A 13,020-nucleotide genomic window follows, 5' to 3' on the forward strand; every position below is an offset into this window, starting at 1 on the left:
CCCGTTCGATTGGAGGCATTTTGGTGTCTTTCTTCCCTGAGCCGCGTGATCACGCGGCATGTCTTGCGCCCAATGGCATGAATGTGGCCTGGCGTGGGTTGGCGCGCGCGCCGCTTAGAAAATTTCCGAGGAACTGGAGAGCGATAATGACAGCACGATATGGCGGCAGGCTGGCGGCGATCGGCGCCACGGCGCTGCTGACGGCAGCGGTATTCGTGCTGCCTGCCAGGGCGGAAACCGACGCGAAGGCGGTCATCAAGACTTACGCGGATATCGGGCTTGCCAAATATGAGGATTCGCTGACCACGGCGCAGGCGCTCGACAAGGCGGTTGACGCACTGCTTGCCAACCCGTCGGCGGAAACGCTTCATGCTGCCCGCGACGCCTGGAAGGCGGCGCGCGTGCCCTACCAGCAGACCGAGGTCTACCGCTTCGGCAACAAGATTGTCGATGACTGGGAAGGTGAGGTGAATTCCTGGCCGCTGGACGAAGGCCTGATCGACTATGTCGCCAAGAGCTACGGCACCGAGTCCGATGCGAATTCTCTCTATACCGCCAATGTGATCGCCAATAAGGAGATTGAGATCAACGGCAAGAAGGTCGATGCGTCGAAGCTTTCGCCGGAATTCCTGTCCGGCACGCTCCAACAGGCCGGCGGCGTCGAAGCCAATGTCGCCACCGGCTATCACGCGATCGAATTCCTGCTCTGGGGTCAGGACCTGCACGGCACCGGCCCGGGCGCCGGCGAGCGCCCCTACACCGACTACGATCTCAAGAATTGCACCGGCGGCAATTGCGACCGCCGCGCAGAGTACCTGAAGTCGGCGACAGGCCTCCTGGTCTCCGATCTGCAGAAGATGGTCGACGACTGGAAGGAAGACGGCGCCGCGCGCAAGAACCTGCTCGATGGCGAGCCGAACACCGCCATCTCGGTCATCTTCACGGGCATGGGCTCGCTCTCCTACGGCGAACTGGCGGGTGAACGCATGAAGCTCGGCCTGCTGCTGCATGACCCGGAAGAGGAGCATGACTGCTTCTCCGACAACACTTACAATTCCCATCTCTATGATGCCGTCGGCATCCGCGCCGCTTACCATGCCAGCTATACCAGGCTTGATGGCACCGTCGTTTCAGGTCCCTCGGTGTCCGATATGGTCAAGGTCGCCGATCCGGCGATCGACAAGGAATTGACTGATAAACTCGATGTCACCGTCGCCAGGATGGAGGCGATCAAGGCGCGCGCCGAGGCCGGCGAGGCCTATGACCAGCAGATCGCCGAAGGCAATACGGCGGGCAATGCCACCGTTCAGGCGGCGATCGACGCGTTGATCGACCAGACCAAGTCGATCGAGCGCGCGGTCGGTTCATTGAAGTTGAACGCCATTGCCTTCGAAGGTTCCGACAGCCTCGACGCACCCGACAAGGTGTTCAAGTAGGCCTACCCCAAGCCAAACGGCGCCGCACCGGCACCGTCAGCCAGAGCGACGAAATGCTGATCTGCCATTGCAACATCATCACCGAGAAGGAGATCGAGCAGACGATCATCGGCCTGCTGGATCAGGATCCCTGGCAACTCATCGTGCCGGCAAAAGTCTATCACGCCATGCACAAACGGGGTCGGTGTTGCGGCTGCTTCCCAAATGTGGTCGAAACGATCATTCGGGTCACCGAGAACTACCACGCCCGCTCGCAGGCGAGCGGCGTGGACATCGTTTCACATCTGGATCGCGTCAGAGGCCTGCGCGTTCAATACGGGAGCAGAACCCATGAAAGGCGAACCACAGGTCATCGAGCGGCTTAACGAGGCTCTTTTTCTGGAACTCGGCGCCGTCAACCAATATTGGGTGCATTTCCGTCTGCTCGAGGATTGGGGATACGCCAAGCTGGCCAAGAAGGAGCGTGCGGAATCGATCGAGGAGATGCACCACGCCGACAAGCTCGTGGCCCGCATCATCTTCCTTGAAGGCCATCCCAACCTTCAGTCCGTGGCGCCGCTGCGCATCGGCCAGAACGTCAAGGAAGTGCTCGAATCCGATCTTGCCGGTGAATATGACGCGCGCACTGCCTACAAGCGCTCGCGCGAAATTTGCGATGAAGCGGGCGACTACGTATCGATGAAACTGTTCGAGGAACTGCTGACCGACGAGGAAGGCCACATCGACTTCCTCGAGACGCAGCTCGACCTCCTTGCCTCGATCGGCGAGGAGAAGTACGGCCAGCTCAACGCCGCATCGGCGGACGAGGCGGACTAAGGATATGCGGGAATGCGGCGCCTCTTAGACGTCCTGCGCCGCTTGCGGCGGGCCAAGGGTCCGCTGCGCCTTCGGAAAACGCCAGCGATACCGGCTGGTCGGCGTGGCCTTATTCTGGTGCTGGCGCTGACACCCTCCGCGATCGCCGGCGACCTTCAACCGGCCGGCCTCGCCACCACGCGCACCGATCTCAATGCCAAGGATCAGGCGCGCGTCACCGCCGTCAGCAGGCCGACCACGGATTTCTCCAAACCCGAGCCTTTCGAACTGATGCAAGGTGGCGCCGGCACCTCGCGGAAGGACGTCAGCCGTGATTCCTTCTCGCAATCCTCAGCCAACATCAGCTTCGAGGAAGAAGGCACCTTCAAGCTCGGCAACGCGCTTTTCCGCAAGAACTGGGTGTCGTCGCCATCCTCGACGCAGGCCTCGGATGGGCTTGGGCCCCTGTTCAACGAACGCGCCTGCCAGAACTGCCATCTGAAGGATGGCCGCGGCCGACCGCCGCAAGGCGATGCCGGCACCACCTCGATGTTCCTGCGGCTGGCGCGTGACGCAAGCAGCGCGGAAGAGAAGGCGGCGCTCGCCGACCACAGGCTGCTCAATCTTCCGGACCCGGTCTATGGCACGCAGTTGCAGGAACTGGCCGTCCCTGGCCTCAAGGGTGAAGGCAGGATGCGAGTCGGCTATAAGGAACGTAAGGTGGAACTGACGGACGGCACCGTCATTTCCCTGCGCAAACCCACCTACGCGGTCGACGATCTTGCCTATGGGCCGCTCGATCCGCGCACCACGCTGTCGCCGCGCCTGACTCCGCCGATGATTGGCCTTGGCCTGATCGAACAGATTGCGCCGGCCGACATTGTGGCCCATGCCGACCCGGACGACAGGGACGGCGATGGCATCTCCGGCAAGCCGAACATCGTGCGTGATGACCTAAGCGGCGAGCTGACGCTTGGCCGTTTCGGCTGGAAGGCGCAGGCGGCGTCGATCCGCCAGCAGGCCGCGGATGCCTTTGCCGGCGATATCGGCATCTCGACGCCGGAAGAGCCGAAACACTGGGGTGATTGCACCGCCGCGCAGGAAAGATGCCTCGCAATGCCCAACGGCGTGCAGGCGCGCCTCGGCCCGGCCGAGGCGCCGGCGCCGGTAATGGATCTCGTCACCTTCTATTCACAGAACCTGGCTGTGCCGGCGCGGCGCGGCCTCGCTTCGCCTGATGTGCTCGCCGGCAAGAAGGTCTTTTACGAAATCGGCTGCGTCGCCTGTCACACGCCGAAATTCGTCACCCGTCGCGATGCGCCTGACAAGGCGCAGGCGTTCCAGTTGATCTGGCCTTATTCCGATTTCCTGCTGCACGACATGGGGCCGGATCTTGCCGATGGCCAGGCCGTGGGCGAGGCGACCGGCAATGAGTGGCGCACCCCGCCGCTATGGGGCATCGGCCTCACCGAAACGGTCAACGGCAATTCCTTCTATCTGCACGATGGCCGTGCGCGCTCTTTGGTCGAGGCTATCCTGTGGCATGGTGGCGAGGCGCAGAAGGCGCGCGACCGCTTTGCCGCCACCGGCGCCACCGAGCGCGATGCATTGGTCAAATTCCTGGAGTCACTTTGATGCCGAAGCGTTTCGCGCTGGTCCTCGTTCTCCCATTGGCCCTGCTGGGGGCCTTGCCCGCATCGGCCGCGGTGAAAGCCTCTGACGTCATCCAGCGTGCGATCGACGGCTTTGTCCGACCGGCCTATGAGGACCTGCACCAGCATACGGAAGCCCTCGTGAAAGCGATGCACAAGCTCTGCGAGGCGCCGTCGCAAGGGGAGCTTGATGCGGCGCGGGCCGAATTTTCGGCCACCATCCATGCCTGGTCATCGGCCGAGATCATCGGTTTTGGGCCGATCAAGGAGAACAACAGGCTGGAGCGCATGCTGTTCTGGCCGGACCGCAAGAGCATCGGTCTGAAACAGGTTCAGGCGGCGTTGTCGGACGAGGATCCAGCCGCCACCGACCCTGTCCAGCTCGCCGGCAAGAGCGTTGCCATGCAGGGGCTCGGCGCGCTGGAATTCGTGCTTTACGGCGACGGCGCCGATGTCTTGACGGGCAAGGACGAACCCTATCGCTGCGCCTATGGTGCGGCCGTTGCCGGCAACATCGAAATCATCGCCGCCGACGTCAGCGCGGCCTGGAGCAAACCGGACGGTTTCGCCGCACTCTGGGCCAATCCGGGGCCGCAAAATGCGCTCTATCGCGATGGCGACGAGGCGGTCACCGAACTGGTCGGCGTCTTCATCAACGAGCTGGAAATGGTCCGCGATGTGCGCCTGAAGGGTTTTCTGGGCGCTAGACCCGATGCCGACAAGCCAAAACAGGCGATCTACTGGCGTTCGCAAAACACCGCCAATGCGCTGGCTGGAAATCTGGCCGGCGTCGATGCGCTGTTCCAGCTGTCGAAGCTTGGCGACGCGCTGCCGCCGGATGCGCATTGGATGGCGGAATCGATCCACATCCAACTGGTCAACGGCGTGGCGACCGCCAAGGCCGTCCAGGGCCCGATCGACAAGGCGCTCGCCGATCCGGCGCTGCGTGAAAAACTCGAGCATTTCGCCCTGATCACCTCCAGCCTGTCGACCTTGATCGGCACCAGGCTGACCGCCGAATTCAGCCTGACCGCCGGCTTCTCGTCGCTGGATGGGGACTGAGCATGAAGAGATTGCTCATCGACCGCCGCGATTTCTTGAGGGCCGCCGGCATCGGCTTCGCCGCCGCCGTGACGCCCTCCGTCTGGGCAAACACGCTTGCTGCTGACGCGGTCTTCGCCACCGCCTTCGTCAAGCGCGACGGCAGTTTTGGCGCTGCCGTCCTGTCCGAGGCCGGCAAGCTTCTGCATGCGATCGACTTGCCCGATCGCGGCCATGACGTCACCTTCGATCCCATATCGAAGCGTTCGGTGGTCTTCGCCCGCCAGCCCGGCACCTTCGCCGTCGTTTTCGATCACACGGGGCGCGACGCTCCGCAAACCATCGCCAGCATCACCGGCCGGCACTTCTTCGGTCACGGCGTGTTCTCGCCCGACGGCGCTCTGCTCTACGCCACCGAGAACGATTTCGACAACGCGGCGGGCGTGGTCGGCGTCTACGATGCGCGGGCGAAATTCAGTCGCATCGGCGAATTCCCGACCTACGGCATGGGGCCGCACGAACTTCTGCTGCTGGGCGACGGCAAGACGATCGCGGTCGCCAATGGCGGCATCGAGACCCATCCCGACTATGGCCGCGCCGAGCTTAACATTGCCACCATGAAACCCTCCTATGTGCTGGTCGACCGCGTCACCGGCGACCTGATCGAAAAGCATGAATTGCCGGCTGCATTGCACCAATTGTCGATCCGCCACATGGATACCGACCAGACTGGCGCCGTCTGGTTCGGTTGCCAGTACCGAGGCCCCGGCACCGATCGTCCGCTTCTGGTTGGACGGGCGGCGCGGGGCAAGGAGTTGCGGCTGCTCGACATGCCGCAGGACGTGCTGTCAGGTTTCCGCAACTATATCGGCTCGGTCGCCGCCAATCCTGTTGCCGGTACCGTCGCCGTCTCCTCGCCGGAAGGTAATTCGCTGGTCGTGATCGATGCGGGCAGGGGCCGGGTCGTCTCCTCCAGCGCGCTGGTCGAGGTCTGCGGCGTGGCGCCCGACCGGGCCGGCTTCATGGCCACCACGGGCGCCGGCGAGATCATCGAGGGCAATGGTGGCACGCGGTCGGAACCGGCCTATGTCTGGGACAACCACGTGCTGCGCATAGAGCAGGCGGCATAAGCTCTTCTGCCAGGCCAAACCGAAGCCGCTTAACAAATTGTGCACTATACCCTTGCGGTTGCGCGCTATGGCGGGCACAGGGAATTGTTTCTCGAACCGGTCGTTTCATGAAAGTTCTCGCCATCGACTGTGCCGCCAGCCTCTGCGCCGCCTGCGTCTACGACGCGGCGGTCGGGCGGGAGCTCGGCCGTTCGGTGCTCGATCTGGGCAAAGGCCATGCCGAGCACCTGATGGCCGTCATCGCCGAAGCGTTGAAAGCCGGTGCGACCGACTACGCCGGCCTTGGCGCCATTGCCGTTTCCGTTGGCCCCGGCTCCTTCACCGGCCTGCGCGTCGGTGTGTCGACCGCGCGCGGCCTGGCGCTGGCGCTCAAGGTGCCGGCAATCGGGGTGACGACCCTCGAGGCGCTGGCCGCCGAGGCGGCCACCGCATTTCCAGGCCGTGCCGTGCTGGCGGCGCTCGATGCCGGACGCGAGGAAATCCATGCCGCGCTCTATGATGAAATGTTAGTGTTGACTTACGGTCCGGCGGTGAGCACGCTTGCGAACGCGGTAGCCATGGCGTCGGAGCATTCCGCGGTGCTCGCCGGTACGGCAGCGACGCTGATCGCTGAAGCGGCCGGCCGCACCTTCGACATCGGGCCTCGGACAGCAACCGCCGACATCCTCACCTACGCCCGGCTGGCTGCCGCAAAGGGACAGGGCGAAAGGCCGAAGCCGCTTTATCTGCGCGGTGCCGATGCCAAGCCACAGGCCGGATTTATACTTTCGAGGCAAAGACCATGATCCCGAAAAGTGGAAGCCGGTTTTCGCGGACAAACGGCCCTGTTTGTCCAGAGATCATGGTCAGGCGAGAAAACGAGAATTGATGCGTATACCCTTTCTCCAATCGCGTCGCCGGGACTACGCGCTCGAGCCGCTCAGGGTCACCGACAGCCCCGCTGTCTCGGTGCTGCACCGCGAGGACTTTGTCCGCCCATGGACCGACGGCGAGTTCGCTGCCTTGCTCGAACAGGACACCGTCTTTGGCTATGCCGCGCGCGAAACCGGGCAGGGCGACAAGCCGCCTGTTGGCTTCGTCCTCGCCCGGCTGGCCGCGGGCGAGGGTGAAATCCTGACCGTCGCGGTGGCGCGATCGCATCGCCGCCAGGGCCTGGGCTGGCAGTTGATGGACGCGGTGCTGCGCGAACTGCATTCGCAGCGTGCCGAAGCCCTGTTCCTCGAGGTCGATGAGACCAATGCCGCCGCGATCGCCCTCTATCGTCGGCTGGGTTTTCGGGAAGTCGGCAAGCGCCCGGATTACTACAAGTCGCCTGATCGCGGGCCGACCGGCGCGCTTGTCATGCGCCGCGATCTTCGCTAGCGAGGGATCGGGTAGGGCCAGGACATATGATCGGAAAAATCAGGATTTTCCTGGCGCTGGGCCTTGTCGTCGCCGGGTCGCTGGTTCTCGTGCCGCTGCAGATACTGTCGATGAAGACGGGCTGGTGGCCGGAAGCCTTCGTCCTCAAGATCTGGCACCGGCTGATCATCCGGGCGCTCGGCATGCGCATTCATGTCAGGGGAACGCTGTCGGCCAAGCGGCCCTTGCTGGTGGCCTCCAATCACATTTCCTGGACCGACATCATGGTGCTGGGCTCTTTTGCCGATGTGAAGTTCATCGCCAGGGCCGACATGGAAGGCTGGCCGCTGATCGGCATGCTGTCGAAGCTGCAGCGCACCGTCTTCATCGAGCGCGAGCGCAAGCGCTCCTCGGGCGACCAGGCCAGCGAGATCGCCAACCGCATGGCCAAGGGCGATGCCATGGTGCTGTTCGCGGAGGGGTCGACCGGTGACGGCAATGTCGTCCTGCCCTTCAAGAGCACGCTGTTCGGCGCCGCCTCGATGGCGATCTCGGAAGGTGCCGCGCAGGAAGTGTTCATCCAGCCCGTGGCGATCGCCTACACGCGGCTGCACGGCGTGCCACTCGGCCGCCGCCACCGCCCGATCGCCGCCTGGATCGGCGACGAAGACCTGATGCCGCATCTCAAGGTGCTGATGGCCGAGGGCGCGCTCGACGTGGAGGTGCATTTTGGCGAACCGATCGCCTTTGCCAAGGGTTCCAACCGCAAGGAAACGGCCAAGCTGATGGAAGGCCGGGTGCGCGAGATGATGCAGGCGGCCCTCGCCGATCCGCTCCCGAGCCGTTAGCCGCCGGCATGCGCCAGCTGACGCATGCCAGAATCGTCTGTTTTTTGTCACGGAAAGGCGTTAGAAGCCGCCGGATGGACTTGAACACGACTGAAAGCGACGACATCGGCACCGTGGCCGGACAGCCGGCGGTGCGCACCACGGCAGCGAAGAAGGTCTTCATCAAGACCTATGGCTGCCAGATGAACGTCTATGATTCACAGCGCATGACCGATGCGCTGGTCGCCGACGGCTATACCGCGACCGATGCCATCGGCGAGGCCGATCTGGTGCTGCTCAACACCTGCCATATCAGGGAAAAAGCCGCCGAAAAGGTCTATTCGGAACTTGGCCGCATCCGTGACATGAAGGCCGAGCGCGCCAGCGCCGGCCGCGAGATGCTGATCGGCGTCGCTGGCTGCGTGGCGCAGGCCGAGGGCGCCGAGATCATCCGCCGGTCGCCGGCCGTCGACCTGGTCATCGGGCCGCAGACCTATCACCGTCTGCCCGACGTGCTGGCGAGAGTGCGCGGCGGCGAGAAGATCGTCGAGACCGAATACGCCATCGAGGACAAATTCGAGCATCTGCCGCAGCCCAAGCGTGCCGAGGTGATCAAGCGCGGCGTCACCGCCTTCCTCACCGTCCAGGAAGGCTGCGACAAGTTCTGCACCTTCTGCGTCGTGCCCTATACGAGAGGCTCGGAAGTGTCGCGGCCGGTGGCGCAGATCGTCGCGGAGGCCGAGCGCCTGGCCGAGGCCGGGGTGCGCGAGGTGACGCTGCTCGGCCAGAACGTCAACGCCTGGCATGGCGAGGGCGAGAACGGTCAGGAATGGGGTCTCGGCCGCCTGCTGTTCAGGTTGTCTGAAATCCCCGGCCTGGCGCGGCTGCGCTATACCACCAGCCATCCGCGCGACATGGACGACGAATTGATCGCGGCGCACCGGGACCTGCCGTCGCTGATGCCCTATCTGCATCTGCCGGTGCAATCCGGCTCGGATCGCATTCTGAAGACGATGAACCGCAGGCATACGGCGAACGACTATCTGGCGCTGCTCGACCGCATCCGCGCCGCGCGCCCCGATATCGCGCTGTCGGGCGACTTCATCGTCGGTTTCCCCGGCGAAACGGAAACCGATTTCGAGGCGACGATGGAACTGGTGCGCCAGGTGAACTACGCCTCGGCCTTCTCGTTCAAATATTCGCCGCGCCCCGGAACGCCGGGCGCCGACATGCCCGACCACGTGCCGGAAGCGGTCAAGGATGAGCGCCTGCAGCGCCTGCAGGCACTGCTGTTGAAACAACAGCAGGATTTCGGCTTGAGTTTGGTCGGCAGCACCATAGATACATTGATCGAGAAGCCCGGCCGCCAGGCCGGCCAGAAGGTTGGTCGCTCGCCTTGGCTGCAGCCGGTTATTGTTGATGAAATGGCCGGCGAAATCGGTGACATTATCAAGGTGCGAATCACGAAGACGGGCTACAACAGCCTGTTCGCCGAATTGGCCTGAGGGTCTCGGCAGATGAGGAGAGACGGTTGAGCGCAGCGGAGCTGAAGAATCTGCCCCCGGTACCGGCATCCGGGGCTTCTGACATGGCGCACATCGTTCTGACTTTCGACAACAACAAGCTTGCCAGCGCCCTTTACGGCCAGTTCGACGAGAACCTCGCCCGGTTGGAGCAGAAGCTCGGCGTCGACATCCGCTCGCGCGGCAACCAGTTGACCATCAAGGGGTCCGCTTCTGCCGCCGAACAGGCGCGCCGCGCCTTGGACAATCTCTACGGCATCCTGCAGAAGGGCGTCGATATCGGCCAGTCCGATGTCGACGGCGCCGTGCGCATGGCTGTCGCCGCCGATGATCAGCTCACGCTGCCGACATTGGAGCGCAAGGGCAAGGTCTCCGCCGCCCAGATCGCTACCCGCAAGAAGACCATCTATGCCCGCTCGCTGAACCAGGATGCCTATATGCGGGCGCTGGAGCGGTCCGAACTGGTGTTCGGCATCGGTCCGGCCGGCACCGGCAAGACCTATCTGGCGGTGGCGCATGCGGCGATGCTGCTCGAGCGCGGCATGGTCGAACGCATCATTTTGTCGCGACCGGCCGTCGAGGCCGGCGAACGGCTGGGCTTCCTGCCGGGTGACATGAAGGAGAAGGTCGATCCGTATCTGCGCCCGCTCTATGACGCGCTCTACGACATGATGCCGGCCGACAAGGTCGAGCGTGCGATTGCCGCCGAAGTGATCGAAATCGCGCCGCTTGCCTTCATGCGCGGCCGTACGCTGGCGCACGCCGCCGTCATTCTCGACGAGGCGCAGAACACCACGCCGATGCAGATGAAGATGTTTCTCACCCGTCTCGGCGAGAACTCGCGCATGATCGTCACCGGCGATCCCACCCAGATCGATCTTCCCCCGAGCACCAAATCAGGCCTGGTCGAAGCCTTGCGTGTGCTCGACGGTGTGGCAGGCGCGGTAACCGTGCGCTTCAACGACGTCGACGTCGTTCGCCATCCGCTGGTGGCCGAAATCGTCAGGGCCTATGACCGGGACACCAAGCTGGCTCGTGGCCTTGGCGCCGAGAATTGATGTGACGATGCGGCCTCATGCCTGAGGACAGCACATCCGGCGGCGGGAGCTTTCCGGTTCCCGTCGAGATCGATATATCGGTTGAAGCGGGCAACTGGCCCGATGAAGCAAGCCTGACGCGGCTGGTCGATCGCGCGGTTGACGCCGCCTTCGCCGAGACCGGTGTGACGGGTCGTTCCGAACTCAGCATTGTTTTTTCCGACGATGCCCATGTCCGTACCTTGAATGCGGACTGGCGCGGCAAGGACAAGCCCACCAACGTCTTGTCTTTCCCGGCTTTTCCGCATGTGAAAGGTGGTCCGCTGCCGCCGATGCTCGGCGACATCGTGCTTGCCGCCGAAACCGTGGCGCGCGAGGCGGCACTGGAAGACAAGCCGCTGGAGAACCATATCTGCCATCTCGTTATCCATGGCCTGCTGCATCTCATGGGTCATGATCACGAGACTGACGCCGAGGCCGAGGAGATGGAAGCCGTCGAGCGCGCCGCGCTTGCAAGGCTTGCCATTCGCGATCCCTACGCGTAACTAAAAAGATCAATTGACCGGACGACGATGAACGACAAACCAGAGACTGCCGCCCGCCCCGATGCCGGCAGTGCGATCAAGGCTTCCGATACGTCGGAAGAGGGATCAAGTCCCAGTACCGTTACCGCTGGTGTTGCCAACACCGGCAGCGCCGCCACCGGCCCGTCGCCTGCCGGTCCCTCCCTGTTCAACCGCGTGCTGGGCCTGTTCCGGCAACGCAACGGCACCAGCTTGCGCGAGGAGATCGCCGGCGCGCTCGCCGAAACGACAAGCGATGTCGAATCCTTCTCGCCTGGCGAGCGTGCCATGCTCAACAACATCCTGCGCCTGCGCGAAGTGCGCGTCGAGGACGTCATGGTGCCGCGCGCCGATATCGAGGCGGTCGAGATCGCCACGACGCTTGGTGACTTGCTTGGCATGTTCGAGCAATCCGGCCACTCCCGCATGCCGGTCTATTCCGAGACGCTCGACGACCCGCGCGGCATGGTCCATATCCGCGACGTGCTGGCCCATATCACCAAGATTGCGCGCGTCAGGAAGGGCCGCACGACCCGCAAAACGCCCGTCGCCACGGTTCTCGATCTTGCCCAGGTCGACCTCGCGCGCACCATCGGGGAGCTCAACCTGATCCGCCAGGTCCTGTTCGTGCCGCCGTCGATGCTTGCTTCCGACCTGATGGGCCGCATGCAGACGACGCGCACGCAAATGGCCCTGGTCATCGATGAATATGGCGGCACGGACGGCCTCGTCTCGCTCGAGGACATCGTCGAGATGGTGGTCGGCGACATCGAGGACGAGCACGACGATGACGAGCCGATGATCACCCAGACCGGTGACGGCGTGTTCATCGTCGACGGCAAGGCCGAGATCGACGAGGTCGCCAAGATGATCGGCGAGGATTTCGCCGCGGGTGAACATGGCGAATATGTCGACACCATTGGCGGCATGATCTTCAACACGCTCGGCCGCGTGCCGGCGCGCGGCGAGGTGGTGCAGGCCATTCCCGGCTTCGAGTTCCATGTGCTTGACGCCGATCCGCGCCGCGTCAAGCGTGTCCGCATCGTGCAGAGCCAGAAGGGCGAGCGCCGCCGGCGCGCCACGGCGCGCACCGAACAGGCCTGAAAAGCTCCGCGCCATGACGGTCGAGGATCCGTTCAAGCATCTGGTCCTCGGTTCTGGCGTATTCTACCGCGACCCGCGTGCGGCGCTGGATTGGCTCGAAGCGGCCTCGGGTTCGAGCGCAGCATGATGGTCAGCGATGCCGATGGAAAACTGGTCCATGCCGAGATGCGGTTCGGGGATGGCTACATCATCGTCGATTCCGAATGGGCCGATCACGTCGCGAGCCCCGCATCGGTCGGCGGCAAGAACACGCAGTCGGTCTATATCAGGCTGAGAGACGGCCTGGATGCACATTGCGAGCAGGCCCGCGCGGCCGGTGCTGCCATAATCCAGGAGCCGGCGGACCAGTTTTACGGCGAACGCCAGTATCGGGCGCGCGATCCTGAAAGCCATATCTGGACGTTTACGCAATCAATCCGTTCTGTTTCCCGTGAAGAGGCCGAGCGGTTGGGTGGCTTGCGCATCGAAGGCTGGCACCGGTAGAGCGCAGCCGGGTGGTGGCGCCGGCGTTTGGATTGCAGGCCGCGGCCTGATAAATCTTGCGTCCTGATTCTCGCGACTCGGAAGTATT

The 13,020-nt window shown here is 63.7% G+C and carries 13 protein-coding genes and 1 pseudogene; all 14 read left to right on the top strand.

Annotation, left to right across the window (positions count from 1 at the left end):
- Window positions 1-146 precede the first annotated feature (146 nt).
- The 14 genes and pseudogenes from FJ960_RS19185 (at window position 147) to FJ960_RS19250 (ending at window position 12,932) form a co-directional block, all read left to right on the top strand.
- Complete coding sequence (locus tag FJ960_RS19185) at window positions 147-1,436, top strand: imelysin family protein (protein ID WP_140716086.1); 1,290 nt, start codon at window positions 147-149, stop codon at window positions 1,434-1,436.
- A gap of 53 nt (window positions 1,437-1,489) precedes the next feature.
- Window positions 1,490-1,801 (top strand): (2Fe-2S)-binding protein, encoded by a 312-nt coding sequence (locus FJ960_RS19190; RefSeq protein WP_140507681.1) that lies wholly within the window; start codon window positions 1,490-1,492, stop codon window positions 1,799-1,801.
- On the top strand, window positions 1,767-2,252 hold the full coding sequence (gene bfr, locus FJ960_RS19195) for a bacterioferritin (protein WP_027142053.1): 486 nt from the start codon (window positions 1,767-1,769) through the stop codon (window positions 2,250-2,252). Before FJ960_RS19190 ends, bfr begins: the two co-directional genes overlap by 35 nt.
- Window positions 2,253-2,264: 12 nt before the next feature.
- Window positions 2,265-3,866, top strand: coding sequence for a di-heme oxidoredictase family protein (locus tag FJ960_RS19200; RefSeq protein WP_140716088.1), 1,602 nt, complete (start codon window positions 2,265-2,267; stop codon window positions 3,864-3,866).
- Window positions 3,866-4,945 (top strand): imelysin family protein, encoded by a 1,080-nt coding sequence (locus FJ960_RS19205; protein ID WP_140716090.1) that lies wholly within the window; start codon window positions 3,866-3,868, stop codon window positions 4,943-4,945. The genes FJ960_RS19200 and FJ960_RS19205 overlap by 1 nt, the downstream gene beginning before the upstream one ends.
- Window positions 4,946-4,947: 2 nt before the next feature.
- Complete coding sequence (locus FJ960_RS19210) at window positions 4,948-6,054, top strand: DUF1513 domain-containing protein (protein WP_140507675.1); 1,107 nt, start codon at window positions 4,948-4,950, stop codon at window positions 6,052-6,054.
- Between the two features lie 107 nt (window positions 6,055-6,161).
- A complete protein-coding gene (gene tsaB / locus FJ960_RS19215) occupies window positions 6,162-6,839 on the top strand; it encodes a tRNA (adenosine(37)-N6)-threonylcarbamoyltransferase complex dimerization subunit type 1 TsaB (RefSeq protein WP_140716092.1) in 678 nt (225 codons plus the stop codon).
- Window positions 6,840-6,921: 82 nt separating this feature from the next.
- Window positions 6,922-7,416, top strand: a complete 495-nt coding sequence (gene rimI, locus FJ960_RS19220) for a ribosomal protein S18-alanine N-acetyltransferase (RefSeq protein WP_027142048.1) — start codon at window positions 6,922-6,924, stop codon at window positions 7,414-7,416.
- Window positions 7,417-7,442: 26 nt separating this feature from the next.
- Window positions 7,443-8,243, top strand: coding sequence for a 1-acyl-sn-glycerol-3-phosphate acyltransferase (locus FJ960_RS19225; RefSeq protein WP_140507671.1), 801 nt, complete (start codon window positions 7,443-7,445; stop codon window positions 8,241-8,243).
- 74 nt (window positions 8,244-8,317) lie between these two features.
- On the top strand, window positions 8,318-9,727 hold the full coding sequence (gene miaB / locus FJ960_RS19230) for a tRNA (N6-isopentenyl adenosine(37)-C2)-methylthiotransferase MiaB (RefSeq protein WP_140507669.1): 1,410 nt from the start codon (window positions 8,318-8,320) through the stop codon (window positions 9,725-9,727).
- 83 nt (window positions 9,728-9,810) lie between these two features.
- The gene (locus FJ960_RS19235) at window positions 9,811-10,803 is read left to right on the top strand and encodes a PhoH family protein (protein WP_027142045.1); all 993 of its coding nucleotides are present in this window, start codon (window positions 9,811-9,813) and stop codon (window positions 10,801-10,803) included.
- Window positions 10,804-10,820: 17 nt separating this feature from the next.
- Window positions 10,821-11,327: an rRNA maturation RNase YbeY gene (gene ybeY, locus FJ960_RS19240; RefSeq protein WP_140716094.1), complete on the top strand. Its 507-nt coding sequence runs from the start codon at window positions 10,821-10,823 to the stop codon at window positions 11,325-11,327.
- 27 nt (window positions 11,328-11,354) lie between these two features.
- A complete protein-coding gene (locus FJ960_RS19245; protein WP_140716096.1) occupies window positions 11,355-12,449 on the top strand; it encodes a hemolysin family protein in 1,095 nt (364 codons plus the stop codon).
- 13 nt (window positions 12,450-12,462) lie between these two features.
- A pseudogene (locus FJ960_RS19250) lies at window positions 12,463-12,932 on the top strand (VOC family protein).
- Window positions 12,933-13,020: the final 88 nt, after the last annotated feature.

This window comes from Mesorhizobium sp. B2-3-11 (assembly GCF_006442215.1).
Classification (GTDB): domain Bacteria; phylum Pseudomonadota; class Alphaproteobacteria; order Rhizobiales; family Rhizobiaceae; genus Mesorhizobium; species Mesorhizobium salmacidum.